Genomic DNA, 15897 nt, shown 5'->3' on the forward strand with positions numbered 1-15897 from the left:
GCGTTTAGCTTCGCAGAGGACGGAGTGCTTCGCCTTGCTCGCCAGGACACATTTCTCACATTCAACCCCCATTCGCATAGCGGCTCATCAGCACCTCAAAAACCTACTTCCCGCGACCTTCCACGATGATCTTGAGCGTGTAAAGCATCACGCGGAAGTCCATGGCCAGGCTCATGTTTTCGATGTAGAGGATGTCGAACTTGAGGCGCTCGACCATCTGGTCCACGGTTTCGGCGTAGCCGTATTTCACCTGCCCCAGACTAGTAATTCCGGGCCGCACGCGGTGCAGGTGGCGGTAGTGGGGCGCTACTTTCACGATTTGGTCGATGTAGAAGCGGCGCTCGGGCCGGGGGCCGACCAGGCTCATGTCGCCCTTAAGCACGTTCCAGAACTGGGGCAGCTCGTCAAGGCGAACTTTGCGCATAAAGCGGCCCCAGGGCGTGATGCGCGGGTCGCGGTCCGACGACAGCGCGGGGCCCATCTTCTCGGCGTCCACGTACATCGAGCGGAATTTGTAGATGCGGAAGGGCTGGGCGTTGATCCCAATACGCTCCTGGGCGTAGAAAATTGGCCCCGGCGACGAGAGCCGCACCATGACGGCCGTGAAGGCATACACCGGCCAGGCCAGCAGCAGAAACAAGGCCGAGCCCACGATGTCCAGGCCGCGCTTGGTAAATTCCTGCCACGGCGGCAGCAAGTCGTGCTTGATTTCGATGAGGGGCGTGCCAAACAAGTGGTTTACCTTCACCGAACCCAAAAGCATCTGGTATAAGTCGGGCAGAATGCTGACCCGGGCCGGCGTGCCTTCCAGCAAGGACAGAATCTCCTGAATCATGCGGTGCTCACTGGGCTCAATAGCAATGATGATCTGCTCGATTTTAAGAGCCCGAATTAGGGCCGGCAGGCGGGTGTAGGAGCCGCGGGCGGGCAGCTCGGCCGCCAGGCCGGGGTCCACGGTGTCGCCGACGGGTGCAAAGCCAACCAGTTTCAACCCCAGATGCTTGCCGGTGCGGGCTAGTTCGTGGTAGGTTTCGCGGGCCAGCAGGTTGGAGCCTACCAGCAGGGTATTAAACGAAATGACGCCCTCGCGCACCAGATGCTGCACGCTGGTAATGGCCCAGGTCCGCAGCACCGCCGTGATAAAGAAGTGCAGCAGGAAATAGGCTGTAATCGTCTTGTAATAAAGCCGGTAAGAACTCACCCCCTGGTCGTCGAGCAGCAGGGCGAAGAAGATAACCAGCGCGCCCAGGACCGAAATGCGGCCCAGGCGAATAATCTCCGATAGGCGCGACTTGCGGAAGATGTCGCGGTATTCACCGATGAGTGTGTAGAGCACCGTCCAGAAGGCGGCAATCATCAGGGCCGAGCCCGTGAGCGTAAACAGCTCCCCACCGGTGAAGCGGTAGCCGGCATTGATTTCACTGAGCAGATACTTGCGCAGCAGAAAAAAACACATCCACGCCAGCAGGGCTGCCAGAAAGTCGGCAGCAATGAGCTTCAGCTTTTGAAAGGTGCGAGTCAAGGGGATAGGGTAAGCAGACCGACCGGAGCCGGTAAACAAATGGGTTATGTGGGCACGATGCCGTAATTTCGCCGCAGATATGGCCTGAAAAAGGGCCTTTATCCGCTAACTGAGCCGTGCAAAGGTAGGGCATTAACCTATACCCTCAACATCGGCTTAACCCACATTGCATGCACGCTGATACCTACCGCCACCGAGGCCTGCGCCGTACCCTGGTTGAAGAACTGCGCCGCAAGGGAATCCGGGACGAGCGGGTACTGACGGCCCTGGCCACCGTGCCGCGCCACTTGTTTTTTGAGCAAGCCTTTCAGCAGCACGCCTACCAGGATAAAGCCTTTCCCATCGGGCAAGGCCAGACCATTTCCCAGCCCTACACGGTAGCTTACCAAACGGAGCTGCTGCGCCTACAGCCCACCGACCGGGTACTGGAAATCGGGACGGGCTCGGGCTACCAGTGCGCGGTGCTGCTGCAGCTTACGCCCACCGTGTATAGCATCGAATACAACGCGGTGCTGTTTGAGAATACGCGCCGCCGCCTGGCTGCCTTCGGGCTGCCGGCTCATTTATTTTGCGGCGACGGCTCGATGGGTTTGCCCGAGCACGCGCCCTTCGACAAGATTCTGGTGACGGCCGGCTCGCCCACCATTCCCCGCACGTTGCTGCGGCAGCTGCGCGTGGGCGGCTCCCTGGTGATTCCGGTGGGCAACGAAAGCAGCCAGCGCATGATGCGGGTGGTGCGCGAAAGCGCCGAGGAGTTTGTGCGGGAGGAATTCGAGGAGTTTCGCTTCGTGCCCCTGTTGGGCCAGGCCGGCTGGCCGAAATAATATCGCCGGCTCAGCCGCCGTGGCACTCTACCGTTGTTGCTGAGCTAAACACAGGGTGCAAGCCAGGTATTATCGGCTTTGATTCGGCAATGCGGGCCGGGCGGCGCTATCTTTGGGCTCCCATTTTTTTCAGCAACTCCCCTTTCTGATGCGCAAACAAAAGCCCGTTAAAGAATCCTTCGTGATTATGACCGAGCTGGTACTGCCCAACGATACCAACACGCTCCACAACCTGATGGGAGGCCGCATGATGCACCTGATGGACATTGCCGCGGCCATTTCGGCGCAGAAACACTCCAACCGCATCGTCGTGACGGCCTCGGTCGACAACGTGTCGTTCCGCGACAGTATCGCCCTGGGCAGCGTCGTGACGCTGCAGGCCCAGGTGACGCGCTCCTTCAACTCCTCGATGGAAGTGCACATCGACGTGTGGGCCGAGGATATTCCCAGCGGCACGAAGATGAAAACCAACGAGGCCTTTTTCACCTTCGTAGCCGTCGACCAAACTGGGCGCCCCATCGACGTGCCCGAGGCCGTGGCCGAAACCGAGGAGGAAATCCGCCTCTATGACGGGGCCCTGCGCCGCCGCCAGCTCCGCCTCGTGCTCGGCGGCCGCATGAAGCCCCACGAGGCCACCGAGCTCAAGGCGTTGTTTGATTTAGAGTAATTTTAGTTGTTAGTTGTTGGTTGTCAGTTAATAGGCGAATAGTCGTCGGCAAAAACCTAACAACTGACAACCAACAACTGACAACTAGCATGGATCAGGCTTCCCTGGCATTTTTTCAGAGTTTCTACACTAACGTGTCGCTATACGTGGTGCCAGAGCCCGACGCAGCGGGGTCGCCCGTAGTCGCCGAGCCGCTGCATAAGCCGGCAGCAGCGCCAGTGGCAGCCGCTACGCCAGCCGCCGTTACACCGCCCGTAGTAGCGGCCGTGCCGCCCACCCCGCCAGTAGCGGCTCCAGTGCCGCCGGCTTCCACCCGGGTGGTACCTACGCCGCCCGTCGCCCCAGTGCGGCCAGTACCGGCGGCCGTAGCTCCAGCGGCGGCTCCGGCACCAGCAGGAGCTTTGCCAGGCAAGCTACCCTCGTTGGGCGCGCTGAATTTGCCTCAGACGTCCGTGGAGCGGGCCCCGGTAGCCCCGGCAGCGGCTCCCGTAGTACCGCCGGCTGCTGCCGTTCCTCCCCGTCCCACACCACCGACCGCCGACGGGCCACCCCAGCGCACGGCTCCGCCCCTGAGCGAGACGCCTTACTCAACGCTGGGCAGCAACCCCAACGGCCTAGTAATTCTAGTGCGCATGGACCCGGTACGCTTCCAGCGCCTGCCCAAAAACGTGTTTCTGAATAACCTGCTCAAGGCCATCCGGCTGGTGATGGAAGACGTGGTGCTCATCAACGTGGAGTCGCACCTGCCGGTAGAGCTCAAAACCATCCGGCAAAAGCTGGCCGCCAGGCAGATAATTGCCTTCGGCAAAAACCTGCTCGACGTGGCCATTCGCACCACCCAACTGTATGAGCCTGTGCTGCTGGCCGGCGACGCAGCCTATCTTCCCGCCGCCGAAATAGAGCTGATTGAAGAAGACAACAGTCGCAAGAAACTGCTCTGGCAAGCTATGCAGCGTATGTTTCTGAGCTAGGCGTTAGTTATCAGTTGGTAGTTGGTAGTTGTCCGTTGTTAGTGCTAAAAGCCAGGAAAAGACTGCCAACTCCGACCCAAAAGAAAAGGCTCGTCGTACGACGAGCCTTTTCTTTTGGGTGAGGTCCGAACTAACCACGGACAACTACCAACTGACAACTATAACCCTACTTCAGTACCGAGGCTAGCTTGGCTTCCAGAGCGTCGCCGCGCAGGTTTTTGGCCACGATGCGCCCCTGGGGGTCAAGCAGGACCGACTGTGGGATGGCCTTTACGCCGTAGGTCTGGCCGGCGGCACTCTCCCAGCCCCGCAGATCCGACACGTGGGTCCAGGTCAGGCCGTCGGCGGTAATAGCTTTAAGCCACTTCTCGCGGTCCTGGTCGAATGACACGCTGTAGATCTCGAAGCCCTTGCCCTTAAACTTATTATAGGCCCGTACTACGTTCGGGTTTTCCTTGCGGCAAGGTCCGCACCAAGAAGCCCAGAAGTCAATCAGCACGTACTTGCCGCGCAATGAGGACAACGGCACAGTCTTGCCATCGGGGGCGGGCAGGCTGATTTCCGGGGCGGCAGCACCGACGGCTGTGGCCCGCAGTGGGTCAAGCTTGGCCGCCAACGACTTGGTATAGCGCGAGTCGGGCAGGTTTTTCTTCAGCCCGGTGGCAATGGAGTCGATAAAGGCAAACTGCTCCTCGGGGTTGAGCAGGTTGCCCACGGCGAAGGCCGATACTACCGAGTTGGGGTTCTGGCGAATCAGCTGCTTGAGTACGGCCGTGTTCTGGGCCTGGGCGGCGTAGAACTTGGCCTCAATCACCTTCATTGAGTCTGACTGCCCGGCCTGGGCGCTGTTGTTGTAACGCATTTCGAGCATGGCCATGTCGTGCTTCGACTGCATCATGGCGCGGCCCAGCTGCTGCAGGCTCTCCGAATCTTTGGAGCCCTTCACCACATAGCCGTCGGTCAGCTTTTTGGCGTCGCCGGAAAGCTGGATGTTGCTTTGGTTGTCGAGGGCCAGCATTACCTGGTTGGCGTCGTTTATCTTCACTTGGTACAAGCCGGCTTCGGGCACCGAGCCCTTGAGCGTGAAGCGCCCCTGCTCGTCCACCGAGGCCGTGTCGCGCGACACGAACTGCGTTTCACCGAGCTCGGCCAGGTACACCTTGGTGCCGGCCGGGGCGTTGGTCAGCTGCCCGTTGATCTGGTAGCCGGCCCCGCCTGCACCCGTGGTGGGCGTCGTCGATTTGCTGCAGGCGTTGGCCATACCCAGCACGGTGGTTACCAGAAGTAAGCTTTTCATTTTCTGAATCATTCTTAGTTACGCTACCAGCGGCTGCACGTGGGGCTTACCGCTTTTTGTGAAAACAAGCAACCAACCGGCTATTTGGTTCAGCTACAAAGCAAAACGCCGCCGCACCCGGGGTTCCGGGTGCGGCGGCGTGGTCCTTAGGCGTCGAGCTTCTGGCGCAGCAATTGGTTGGCCAGCTTGGGGTCGGCCTTGCCGCCAGTGAGCTTCATGAGCTCCCCCATAAACATGCCGGTCAACGACTTTTTGCCGCCGCGGTACTCTTCTACTTTAGCGGGGTTGGCGTCCAGCACCTGCTGAATCATGGCCTCCAGGGCCCCGGCGTCCGACTGCTGCGTGAGGCCCTGGGCCTCCGCTGCTGCCGCTGCCGACTGGCCATGGTTATCGAGCAGGTACGGGAATAACTGCTTGGCTGCTACCGAGTGGCCTACCTTGTTTTCATCAATGAGTTTAATGATGTCGGCCAGGTGCTGGGGCGTGAGCGGAAAGTCCTGCATTGTCAGAGCCCGCTCGTTGAGGAAGGATTTCACGGGGCCCTGCACCCAGTTGGCGGCAGCCTTGGCATTGGGAGTCAGGCGCGAAACTTCGTCGAAGAACAAAGCCACTTCCTTCTGGTCGGTAAGCACCGTCGCGTCGTAGTCCGAGAGGCCCAGCTCGCCGGTAAAGCGGGCGTAGAGCTGCTGCGGCAGGGCCGGCAAGGAAGCCTGCACCTCGTGCAGCCACTGGTCGCTGATGATAAGCGGGGGCAGGTCAGGCTCAGGGAAGTAGCGGTAGTCGTTCAGGGTTTCCTTGGAGCGCTGCCCGCTGGTGGTGCCAGTAGCAGCATCGAAGCCCCGGGTTTCGCTGTCGAGCGTGCCGCCGGCTTCCAGGACCTCAATCTGCCGCTCGATTTCGTACTCAATGGCCCGCTGCACGTTGCGGAAGGAGTTCATGTTCTTGACCTCCACCTTGGTGCCAAACTTGTCGGCGCCCTTGAGCATCACCGAAATGTTGGCGTCGCAGCGCAAAGAGCCTTCCTCCATGTTGCCGTCGCAGATGCCCAGGTACACCACCAGCTTCTTGATTTCACTCAGGTAAGCGTAGGCTTCGTCGGCGTTGCGGATATCGGGCTCCGACACGATTTCAATCAGCGGCACGCCGGCGCGGTTCAAATCCACGAGTGTTTCGACTTCCCCGGCCAGGTGCATCGACTTGCCCGCGTCTTCCTCCATGTGGATGCGGGTGATGCCGATGTTCTTGGTCGAGCCGTCGGCCAGGCGAATCGGTACGTTGCCGGCCGTGCAGATCGGGGTTTTATCCTGGGTTATCTGGTAGCCCTTGGGAAGGTCGGGGTAGAAGTAGTTTTTGCGGGCAAACAGGTTGTCGCGGGTAATCTGGCAGTTGGTGGCCAGGCCCATTTTCATGGCGTACTCCACGGCCGAGCGGTTTACCTTGGGCAGGGTACCGGGGTGGCCCAGCGTGATTACCGACAGGTTGTTGTTGGGCAGGGCGCCGTACTCATTCTCGTCCGAGGAGTACATCTTGCTCTGCGTCAGCAGCTGGGCGTGTACTTCCAGGCCGATGACGGGCTGGTATTTGGCTTTTATTGCGTCGTCCATATCAATCAAATTGAGCCGTTGGGGCAAGTTTTTGCCCCAATGCGGACGCAAGATAAAAACTATCCGCGGCCCCAACCGGACAAAAAAACCGGGCCGGCGATGCTGCCGGCCCGGTTTACTCAAACCACCAAGGTTGAGCTGAAGTTTGCTTAGTCGTTGAAAACCGGGATATAGGCAGCCTGGAAGGCGTTGCCGGCGTTGTTGTAGGCTTCCAGCAGCTTGTGATTCTGCTTGTTATAGGCCGTGATGTAACCGTTGAAGGCATTCGCATCGGCTTTGGTGAGGCGGTCCTTCTGTTCAAGCAGCTCGGTCATCTTCTTGAACTGGTTGCCGCTCCAGATAACGTAGAACTTGGCGTAGTCGCGCACGGCGTCGCGGTACTGGGTGTCTTTGCCGCGGAAGGCCGGAATGGCGTCCAGTTCGGCCAGGGTTTTATCGGTTTCGGCTTCGAGCTCCAGCCGGGCCGCTTCGAAGACCTTGGCATCCTGGGCGTTGAGGCCGTCGGTGAGCTTGGCGTTGGCGCGCTCCAGGCGGAAGTACGCCAGGAAAATCTTGTGCTGGTAGGTATTCACCTCCGACACCTGCCGGATGACCTCGTTCATCTTGCGGGCTTCGCGGTCTTCGGTCATGGTCAGGTTGAAGCGGGTGGCGAAGCGCTGCTGGGCGGCCTGCACACTGTCGCCGGCTATTTCCAGCTTGTTTTCGGCAGCTTCCAGGGCGTCGAAGTAGCGTTGCATGGCCTCCAGGCTCTTGCTGCGGCTGGCGGCCAGAGTATTCACCTTCTGGTAGTCAATCGAATACACGCTGAGCATCTGCTGAAACGCGGCCTTGGCCCGGTCCCGAAACTCGGTATTGCCCTTGAAGCCGGGCATGTGGGATATTTTGGCTAACGACGCCTTGTTCTGGGCCACCACATCCTGGCGGCGGGCCTCGATTTTGCGCTCATTCTCACTGTGGGCCGATTTGCTGATGTAGCAATAGGTAAGAGTGGTCAGTTATCGGATGGCAAAGGAAATGGGCACGGTGTAGTGCACCGGCACCGGCTCCCCGTTCTGGGTGCCCGGCGTCCAGCGCGGCATCAGCCGGACTACCCGCAAAGCTTCGGCATCAATCTCGGCCGATACGCCCTTCTGCACGCGGATATCCCGCAGCTCACCGGTTTCGTTGACCACGAATTGCAGGAAAACCTTGCCCTGCTTGCGCTTTTTCAGCGCGGCGGCCGGGTAGCGGATGGACTGGCCCAGGTAGCGCAGCATAGCTTCCATCCCACCCGGGTACTCGGGCATCTGCTCTACATATTCCGCCTCGTCGCAGGCCCGCACGGTGGCCACTTTGGTCAGGCACTCGCTCGTTTTTTTCTGGCCGTGCTCGTAGTGACTACGCCCCCGCAGCTGGCCTTGGGCATCGTAGCTCAGCTGCTCGCCGTGCAGCTTGGTTCCCAGCTCGTTGCTGACATAAAATAACGTACCGTTGGCCCGCCAGTGGGTCGTGGTCGTCAGCGTGTCGCCATTGGGCTGCCACACGGTGCGCTTCACGGTCCAGAGGCGCGGCGAAACCAGCCGGTACACGCTGTCGAGGCGAGTGGTGCCGGGCGTTTCGGTGCGCTGCACCCGGTAGGCCGCCTGCGCCTCGGGCACAGTTTCCGACCAGTAGTTGTGAAAAATAACGGCGGCCGGAGCCTGCTGGGCCTGGGCCGTAAGGGCGCTGCCGAGCAAGGCGCTTATAACCAGAAAAGAATGCTTCACGAAGAGAATAAGGCTAAAAGGGCCGTAAATATACCGGTTTTAGCCCATGCCCAACGCCCGGGCAACGGCCGAATGACAGCGTTTGCCGGCCGGCAACTACCACCGCCCTACTCCGGCTCCCGGCTAGCTCACAGCCTGGGCTGCACGGGCGGAATAAAGTTGACTTCCAGGGTAAAAAAGGACTCTGTCGGCTCGCCGTTCAACAGCTGGGGCGAGAAGGTACCGTGCAGCTCATTGACGACCCGCAGGGCTACTCAGCTCCTGCAGGTTGCCATTCAGATAGAACAGCTGCAACTGGCCTTCCAGTTGCCCGTTGCGGTTGGTACGCCGGCTGCGGATTTCGCCGTTGCCGAACACTTTCAGGGCCACGCCCTCGCGCTTTTTGGCCTGGGCATCGGCGTAGGGAATCTGCTCCAGCAGTGTGCCGTTGGCGGCGTAGATTTTCTGCAGTACCCCGCCCCCGCCCGTGGGCTGGGTCACGGTTATGATAAAGCGCACGGCTCCCGTCCGTGTGGGCAACCGCTCAGCCGTGGCATCGTAGAAAATCGTGTCGGATGGGGCAGCTAGGTGCTGGGCGTGGGCGGCGCAAGGCAGCGTGGAAAACAGGAGGCCAAAGAGCCAACGGCGCATGATAACCAGGAAAATACCGGATAAGTAGACTCCAGCAATATATTGATTTACCCGGCTTTATTGAATAGCAAACGTGACCGGCAGCGTAAACAAAGCGTCGACCAATTCCCCATCCAGCCGGCCGGGCGTCCAGCCCACCAAGCTGTTGACTACGCGCAGGGCTTCCTGGTCCAGCACCGGTGCCAGGCTTTTGAGCACGTAAGCGCCCTGCACGGACCCAGTTTTGTCGATGATGAAGTTGATAAGCACCTTGCCCTCCACGCCCTGCCGGATTTGCTTACGGGGATACTTCACCCGTCTCCCAATATCGGTCAGCAGGGCCTTGAGACCCCCAGGGTACTCCGGAAACTCGACGTATTCGGTACAGGTCTGGGGCTGGCTGGCAGCGGAGTAACACGCGCTTGTGCGGCTGACGCCCTGCTGGAACTCTTCCCGCCGCCGCTTGCTGCCATCCGGGTAATAAGTCAGCAGCAGGCCCTGGCGCTGGCCGGCCGCGTATTCGGCCGTGAGCTGTACCTGCCCGCTTTCGTACCAACGGGTTTGGGTACCCTGCAGCTCACCCTTTTTAATATCGGCCAGCGGCAGTTCCTGGTACTTCTTGCCCGAGGGGTAATAGCTGGTCACCACGCCCGCCGTTCCGGTGGTCCGCAGCGTGTCGCGCCGAAACAGCAGGCCCGGGCCGAAGCTTAGGTCTGAGGGGGCTCCTTTGGCTTTGAAGGCTTGGTTGAGCGTTTGGGCGCGGCCAGGAGCAACTGCTCCTGCGAGCAAGGCCCCAACCAGCAGCAGGGTAGAAATACGCATGGAGAACTAAAAAAAGAGAAATAAAAGGCAGCAAATTAACCACGTTGCAGCAAGGCCTGCAAGGCGGCGGCTTCGGTTTCCAGGGCCTTGGCCTGCAGGCGCAGCAAGTGGTAGCGCGCACTCAGTTCGGGCGAAAGCGCGCCGGAATGCCGGGTAAGCCAGCGGTGGCGAAACCAGGTATGCCAGCTGGGCCAGTCGGTGGCTCCGTCGGGCTCAGCGCCTGGTCCGGGGTCGGGTGGCAAGGCCGCCCGCAACGTGGGCAGCGCCTGAGCCCAGTGAGCGGCAGCCTGGGCCTGAGCTTCCAGGGGGCGCAGCTGCCGACGCAGGCGGCGGGCGTGGTGGCGGCAATAGTCGAGGCGGGCTTCGAGCGGGGCGGCAGCGGGCGCGGCCACGGCCAGTGGTGGTGGCTCCGCTTCGGCTGCCTGCAGGCAGGCCAGGAAGGGAGCCAGTGCTTCCTGCACCGCCGGCCCCGTAGGACGCTGCCCGTTGCTCAGACGGCTTAGCTGCCCCGAATCCACGCCCAGGTACTGGGCCAGTTGGTAGGCCCGCAGGCCAAAATGGGCGCATAAGTGCGCCAACCAGGAATCAGTGGCGGGACGGGCCATACGGGAGCTTGGCAATAATTCATGCATGTGGACCAGAATTGTTGCCAACAGAAAGCCGCAGCACCCAGAGGGAGCTGCGGCGACCAGACATTATTTTCCTACAAGGCGTGGCTCCTCCGACTAGAAGGCCGCCTACAGCTTAGTGGGCGCCCAGCCGGGCATCAATCTGCCGGATCAACTGGCGGCTGTGCTGCATCACCTGGTGGTATGACTTCAGAATAAGGGGAATGGTTTCGCCGTGGCGGAGGTAGTTCTGCATGGGTCCCACGGCCATTACGGCGGCTATATTCTGCTGATTGGGCGCTAAGTGGTCGTCGAGGTAGCGGCCGATGGTTTGGCCTTTATAATCTGAAAATGCACTGGCTTCGTTTACCAGACCGGGTATGAGCTCCTGGTAGTGGTCGAGGATGCCGTTGAGCAGGGCTTCATCGTCAATAATATCCAGGTCGCCCGACGATTTCAGTCCCTCAAACCGCGAGGCATTGGGCACGAGCACCGTGGTATTGCGCAGGGTCCAGTTATACTTTCGCAGGCTGTCGGCGTGCAGACTCTGGGGCGTCAGGGCCCGGAAATAGCGAAATGCCTTCTGCTGGATGACATAGGAGGCCGAGTCGCCCTGCATTTCCTCGATATCGTGCCCTAAATCCTGGCGCAGCCCCAGCAAAAACTTACGTTCCTTTTCGCGCTCCAGCGAGTGTTCGTGCCAGCTGTGGAGTTGGATGGAAAGAGTAATGGCAAAGACGATAATGCCGATTTCGAGCAGAATCTCGGGCAGGCGCTGCCGCCACGTTGGGGAGTGGTGGCCGTGTTGTTCCATACCCAGGGCTTTTTTACCGTGCTTCGTAACGAGGTCTACTTCAATCATACATGGGCTATATAGGGCCGGCAAGATAGGGAGGAGTCGAACTGCCAAACAACAAGCCGCCGGAATACGCAGCTTTCGGCAGCTCCAGGGGCACTTCACTTACGCACAAAAAAGGCCCGGCTGTAGTAGCCGGGCCTTTTTTGCACTGAATGGGGGCCGCTGTGGGGGTATTACGCCAGCGACTTGCCAATGAGCTCCTCGGCCTTGGCAATGGCGGCACCCAGGCCGGCCACGTTCTTGCCGCCGGCCGTGGCGAAGAAGGGCTGACCACCGCCCCCGCCCTGGATTTCCTTGGCCAGCTCCCGCACCAGCGTGGAGGCATTGAGCTTGCCGGCTTTGGCAATGTCGTCGTCGAGCATGACGGCCAACTGGGGCTTGCCTTCGATGTCGGCGCCGAGCACCAGCACCAGGTTTTCTACGGTCTGGCGCAGGTTGTAGGCTAGGGTTTTGAGGCCGTCGGCCGAGCCGACCTGCACCTGAGCGGCCAGGAAGTTGACGCCGCCGAGCGGCTTGACCTGGGCGGCTAGCTGGTCTTTCTGCTGGTTGATGCTTTGCTGCTCAAACTGCTCGATTTGCTTACGTAGGGCGGCAATTTCCTCGGTTTGCTTCTGCAGGCTGGGCAGCAGGTGCTGGGGGTTGCCCAGGGCCTCGCGCACCTGATTCAGCAGGTCAATTTGCTGGTCCACGTAGGCTTCGGCGGTTTCGCCGGTTACGGCCTCGATGCGGCGCACACCGGCACCCACGGCGCTTTCGGAGGTGATTTTAAAGAAGCCGATTTCACCGGTACCGCGCACGTGAGTACCGCCGCAGAGCTCTACGGAGTAGTCTTTGTCGAAGGTGATGACGCGCACGAACTCACCGTACTTCTCGCCGAACAAGGCCATGGCGCCCAGGCTTTTGGCCTCGGCAATGGGCACGTTGCGGCGCTCATCCAGGGGAATCTGCCGGCGAATCTGCTCATTGACCATCCGCTCAATCTCGCGCAGCTGCTCGTCGGTAACCTTGGTGAAGTGCGAGAAGTCGAAGCGCAGCAGCTTGTCGTTCACCAGGGAGCCTTTCTGCTGCACGTGCGAGCCCAGCACCTCGCGCAGGGCGGCCTGCAGCAAGTGGGTGGCCGTGTGGTTTTTGCGAATCAGCTCGCGCCGGGCGTGGTCGATGCGGGCCGAGAAGTCGGCGTCCAGGTCCTGGGGCAGGTCCAGGACGGTGTGCACAATCAGGTCGTTTTCCTTCTTGGTGTCAATGACCCGCACCTTGCTCAACGGTGACTCCAGGTAGCCCGTGTCGCCGATCTGCCCACCCGACTCGGCGTAGAACGGAGTCTGGTCGAGCACCACCTGGTACTCGGTTTTGCCCTTCTTGTCGATTTTGCGGTAGCGCAGGATTTTGGCCGGGGCCTCCTCCAGGTCGTAGCCCACGAAAGCCGGCTGCTCCTCCGATTCCAGCACCACCGTCCAGTCGCTCTGCTCGGTTTCCTGGGCGTTGCGGCTGCGGTTTTTCTGCTGGGCCAGCTCTTTCTGGAAGCCTTCCTCGTCCACGGTCAGGCCCTTTTCGCGGGCAATCAGGGCCGTGAGGTCCAAGGGGAAGCCGAAGGTATCCGACAATTCAAAGGCGGTTTTGCCGTCGATACGGTTGCCGTTCTGGCGGGCGGTTTCTTCCAGGGCGTCGAGGCGGCGCAGGCCGTTTTCGAGGGTTTTGAGGAAAGCTACTTCCTCCTCCTCTACCACGCGCTGCACAAATTGAGTCTGCTGCTTGAGCTCGGGAAAAATGCTGGCCATCTGGTCGGCCAATACCGGCACGAGCTTATAGAGGAAGGGCTGTTTCTGACCCAAGGATGAAAACGCGTAGCGCACGGCACGGCGCAGGATGCGGCGAATCACGTAGCCGGCCTTCACGTTGGAAGGCAGCTGTCCGTCGGCAATGGCGAAGCTGATGGTACGGATGTGGTCGGCCAGCACCCGGATGGCAATGTCGGTTTTTTCTTCCTCGGTGGCCGGCTGGTCGTTTACGGTGGCTGGGGCCGTGCCGTGGTATTTTACGCCAGCTTCAGCAGCAATAAACTGAATCAGGGGCTGGAACACGTCGGTGTCGTAGTTCGACTTCACGCCCGAGACGGCCATCATCAGGCGCTCGAAGCCCATGCCGGTGTCCACGCTCTGCTCGGGCAGCTTAATGAGGGACTTGTCGGCCAGGCGCTGAAACTCCATGAACACGTTGTTCCAGATTTCGACTACCTGCGGGTGGTCGGCATTTACCAGCTCACGGCCGGGCTTCTGGGCCCGCTCCTCTGCGGAGCGCAGGTCGATGTGGATTTCGGTGCAAGGGCCGCAGGGACCGGTGTCGCCCATTTCCCAGAAGTTGTCCTTCTTGTTGCCGGGCAGAATCCGGTCGTCGGTGGTGTACTGGCGCCACAAGTCCTGGGTTTCGGTGTCGGCGGCAGTGCCGTCTTTCTCGTCGCCCTCGAAGTAGGTGACGTAGAGGCGGTCTTTTTCCAGCTTATAGACTTCGGTGAGCAGCTCCCAGGCCCAGGCAATGGCGTCCTTCTTGAAATAGTCGCCAAACGACCAGTTGCCCAGCATTTCGAACATGGTATGGTGGTAGGTGTCGTAGCCTACCTCTTCCAAATCGTTGTGCTTGCCCGACACGCGCAGGCACTTCTGGGTGTCGGCAATGCGCTTGTAGGGGGCGGGCTTGTTGCCCAGGAAGTAATCCTTGAACGGGGCCATGCCCGAGTTGATGAACAGCAGCGTAGGGTCGTCCTTTACCACGATGGGCGCCGAGGGCACAATGTGGTGGCCTTTGGAAGCGAAGAAATCCAGGAACTGCTGGCGGACGTGGCTGGCGGTGGGAAGTGACATAACTGGTAACGCGAAGGTCAGCTTCGCGAAGCGGATAATGCGGTGAACGAAACCGGCCACGCGCGCCGTGTAATTGGCGGCAGCCGGGAATTTGGTTACTTTTCGACTTTCCAGCGGAAAGGCCGTTCCGGCAAAGTTAGCCGACTTTATAGAAGTGAGAAATCAGAACTCAGAACTTAGACCTGTTCCGACAGGCGGTCTGGACTTTTTTCTGCGCTGGCCCTTCTTGATTCTAACCTCTCAGTTCTAAGTTCTATAGTATGCCCTACAAAGAGCGCGACATCGAGAAGCAGTATTTCACCATCGGCGAGGTGGCGGCCCAGTTCAACGTGGCCCCTTCGCTGATTCGCTTCTGGGAAACCGAGTTTGAGGAGCTGCGCCCGCGCAAAAGCAAGAAGGGCAACCGCCTCTACACGCCCCAGGACGTGGATATTTTCCGCACGATTTACCACTTGGTCAAGGAGCGCGGCTACACTATTCCCGGCGCCCGCGACATGCTCAAGCAGAAAGGCCCCCAGCTCAAGGAGAAAATCGACGTGATTCAGAGCCTGGAAAAAGTACGCGGCTTTCTGGTGACCATGAAAAAGGAGTTGGATGCCATTGGCAAGGCCCAGCAGGGGTAATTATGGTTCTACCAGCACAATTCTCTATCTCCTATCTCGCTGTTACGACTCCTATTATTTCTGCTTATGCGCTCTTTTTATGCACTGTTCGCTATCATTAGTTTAACTACCGGATTTTGTATTTCTAAACCAAGCAGAATAACTAAACCCGGAAAAAAGACGATACTGCTCCCGCCGTACCAGGTAACAGCAGAGCCCGCTGTGTTTGAAACCAGCTTTTTTCCGAACGCTCAGGTCCGCAGAGACAGCCTCACGATTAATCTGACGCCCGACTTTCTGGGTAACCTGCCCGTGCCCTCCGGCCGCATCATTGCCACTGACCCGGTTTCAATGCGCACTACGGCTTTCACAACCAAATTTCCCCGCGGCCGCTTTCCAGTGGAACTGGCAGTAGCGCATTTCAATGAGGACGAGCGTGTTGCCTTTGCCCGCATTGTATTTTCAGCACAGCCGGTAGCAAGATGGGAAATGGCCCTTCTCCGGGGTCAAAAACCCCTAGCTATCCACGACTCTGCTTATTATGGCTATCCGGTGGATGGTGGTACGGGCCTCTTTATTGATGCTAGGCACATGATGGGGCTCAAAAACTATTTAAATAATCAGGGCGCTTACGAGGAGTTATTTATCAAAGGCTTTGAGTTGTCACCCTCTGGGCAATCGTATCGAACCGGCTTTTTAATTGCGGCGCACAGTGATACGCTAGCCACTTTCTCTACAGGCTGGGGAGATGGATTCTACGCTACGTATGTCGGCTTCGACGCCCAGAATCACCCCTGCCGTTTACTAACTGACTTTCAAGTCATTTCTTGGCAGTAAGCCTCAACCTTAGCTAGATTCAACGGCTAAAGCAGACTCCCAATTATTTATTTCCTAGCACTTATCCATTTT

The 15897-nt window shown here is 59.4% G+C and carries 16 protein-coding genes; 5 read left to right on the top strand and 11 right to left on the bottom strand.

The features are described from left to right. Positions 1–103: 103 nt before the first annotated feature. On the bottom strand, positions 104–1522 hold the full coding sequence (locus MUN80_RS18790; RefSeq protein WP_244715180.1) for a sugar transferase: 1419 nt from the start codon (positions 1520–1522) through the stop codon (positions 104–106). A 170-nt stretch (positions 1523–1692) separates the two neighbouring features. On the opposite strand from MUN80_RS18790, the gene MUN80_RS18795 reads away from it, so the two are divergent. Together MUN80_RS18795 and MUN80_RS18800 are read left to right on the top strand one after the other, a co-directional pair. Further along, complete coding sequence (locus MUN80_RS18795) at positions 1693–2346, top strand: protein-L-isoaspartate(D-aspartate) O-methyltransferase (RefSeq protein WP_244715182.1); 654 nt, start codon at positions 1693–1695, stop codon at positions 2344–2346. Between the two features lie 148 nt (positions 2347–2494). Next, a complete protein-coding gene (locus MUN80_RS18800) occupies positions 2495–3013 on the top strand; it encodes an acyl-CoA thioesterase (RefSeq protein ID WP_244715184.1) in 519 nt (172 codons plus the stop codon). A 124-nt stretch (positions 3014–3137) separates the two neighbouring features. Here the strand turns inward: MUN80_RS18800 and MUN80_RS18805 are convergent, their stop codons facing one another. Further along, positions 3138–3425: a hypothetical protein gene (locus MUN80_RS18805; RefSeq protein WP_244715186.1), complete on the bottom strand. Its 288-nt coding sequence runs from the start codon at positions 3423–3425 to the stop codon at positions 3138–3140. A gap of 25 nt (positions 3426–3450) precedes the next feature. Between MUN80_RS18805 and MUN80_RS18810 the strand changes: the two genes are divergently transcribed. Then, the gene (locus tag MUN80_RS18810) at positions 3451–3984 is read left to right on the top strand and encodes a hypothetical protein (RefSeq protein ID WP_244715188.1); all 534 of its coding nucleotides are present in this window, start codon (positions 3451–3453) and stop codon (positions 3982–3984) included. 166 nt (positions 3985–4150) lie between these two features. Here the strand turns inward: MUN80_RS18810 and MUN80_RS18815 are convergent, their stop codons facing one another. From MUN80_RS18815 to alaS, 9 genes are all read right to left on the bottom strand, one after another. After that, positions 4151–5281 carry a TlpA disulfide reductase family protein gene (locus MUN80_RS18815; RefSeq protein WP_244715190.1) on the bottom strand — a complete coding sequence of 377 codons (1131 nt, stop codon included), beginning with the start codon at positions 5279–5281 and terminating at the stop codon, positions 4151–4153. Positions 5282–5427: 146 nt separating this feature from the next. After that, positions 5428–6885, bottom strand: coding sequence for an Asp-tRNA(Asn)/Glu-tRNA(Gln) amidotransferase subunit GatB (gene gatB / locus MUN80_RS18820; RefSeq protein WP_244715192.1), 1458 nt, complete (start codon positions 6883–6885; stop codon positions 5428–5430). A 149-nt stretch (positions 6886–7034) separates the two neighbouring features. Then, a complete protein-coding gene (locus MUN80_RS18825) occupies positions 7035–7880 on the bottom strand; it encodes an LIC11966 family surface protein (RefSeq protein WP_445991643.1) in 846 nt (281 codons plus the stop codon). Next, positions 7881–8630, bottom strand: coding sequence for an energy transducer TonB (locus MUN80_RS18830; RefSeq protein WP_244715196.1), 750 nt, complete (start codon positions 8628–8630; stop codon positions 7881–7883). 231 nt (positions 8631–8861) lie between these two features. Beyond that, positions 8862–9260: a toxin-antitoxin system YwqK family antitoxin gene (locus tag MUN80_RS18835; RefSeq protein ID WP_244715198.1), complete on the bottom strand. Its 399-nt coding sequence runs from the start codon at positions 9258–9260 to the stop codon at positions 8862–8864. Between the two features lie 57 nt (positions 9261–9317). Next, a complete protein-coding gene (locus tag MUN80_RS18840) occupies positions 9318–10061 on the bottom strand; it encodes an energy transducer TonB (RefSeq protein WP_244715200.1) in 744 nt (247 codons plus the stop codon). Positions 10062–10096: 35 nt separating this feature from the next. Beyond that, a complete protein-coding gene (locus MUN80_RS18845) occupies positions 10097–10666 on the bottom strand; it encodes a hypothetical protein (protein WP_244715202.1) in 570 nt (189 codons plus the stop codon). 139 nt (positions 10667–10805) lie between these two features. Further along, on the bottom strand, positions 10806–11531 hold the full coding sequence (locus tag MUN80_RS18850; RefSeq protein WP_244715205.1) for a hypothetical protein: 726 nt from the start codon (positions 11529–11531) through the stop codon (positions 10806–10808). A gap of 170 nt (positions 11532–11701) precedes the next feature. Continuing rightward, a complete protein-coding gene (gene alaS, locus MUN80_RS18855; RefSeq protein WP_244715207.1) occupies positions 11702–14386 on the bottom strand; it encodes an alanine--tRNA ligase in 2685 nt (894 codons plus the stop codon). Positions 14387–14646: 260 nt separating this feature from the next. On the opposite strand from alaS, the gene MUN80_RS18860 reads away from it, so the two are divergent. Both MUN80_RS18860 and MUN80_RS18865 read left to right on the top strand, forming a co-directional pair. Beyond that, positions 14647–15009 (top strand): MerR family transcriptional regulator, encoded by a 363-nt coding sequence (locus MUN80_RS18860; RefSeq protein ID WP_100336180.1) that lies wholly within the window; start codon positions 14647–14649, stop codon positions 15007–15009. 66 nt (positions 15010–15075) lie between these two features. Then, a complete protein-coding gene (locus MUN80_RS18865) occupies positions 15076–15825 on the top strand; it encodes a DUF4241 domain-containing protein (RefSeq protein ID WP_244715209.1) in 750 nt (249 codons plus the stop codon). Positions 15826–15897 lie beyond the last annotated feature (72 nt).

The sequence above is a fragment of the Hymenobacter cellulosivorans genome (genome assembly GCF_022919135.1).
GTDB classification, from domain to species: domain Bacteria; phylum Bacteroidota; class Bacteroidia; order Cytophagales; family Hymenobacteraceae; genus Hymenobacter; species Hymenobacter cellulosivorans.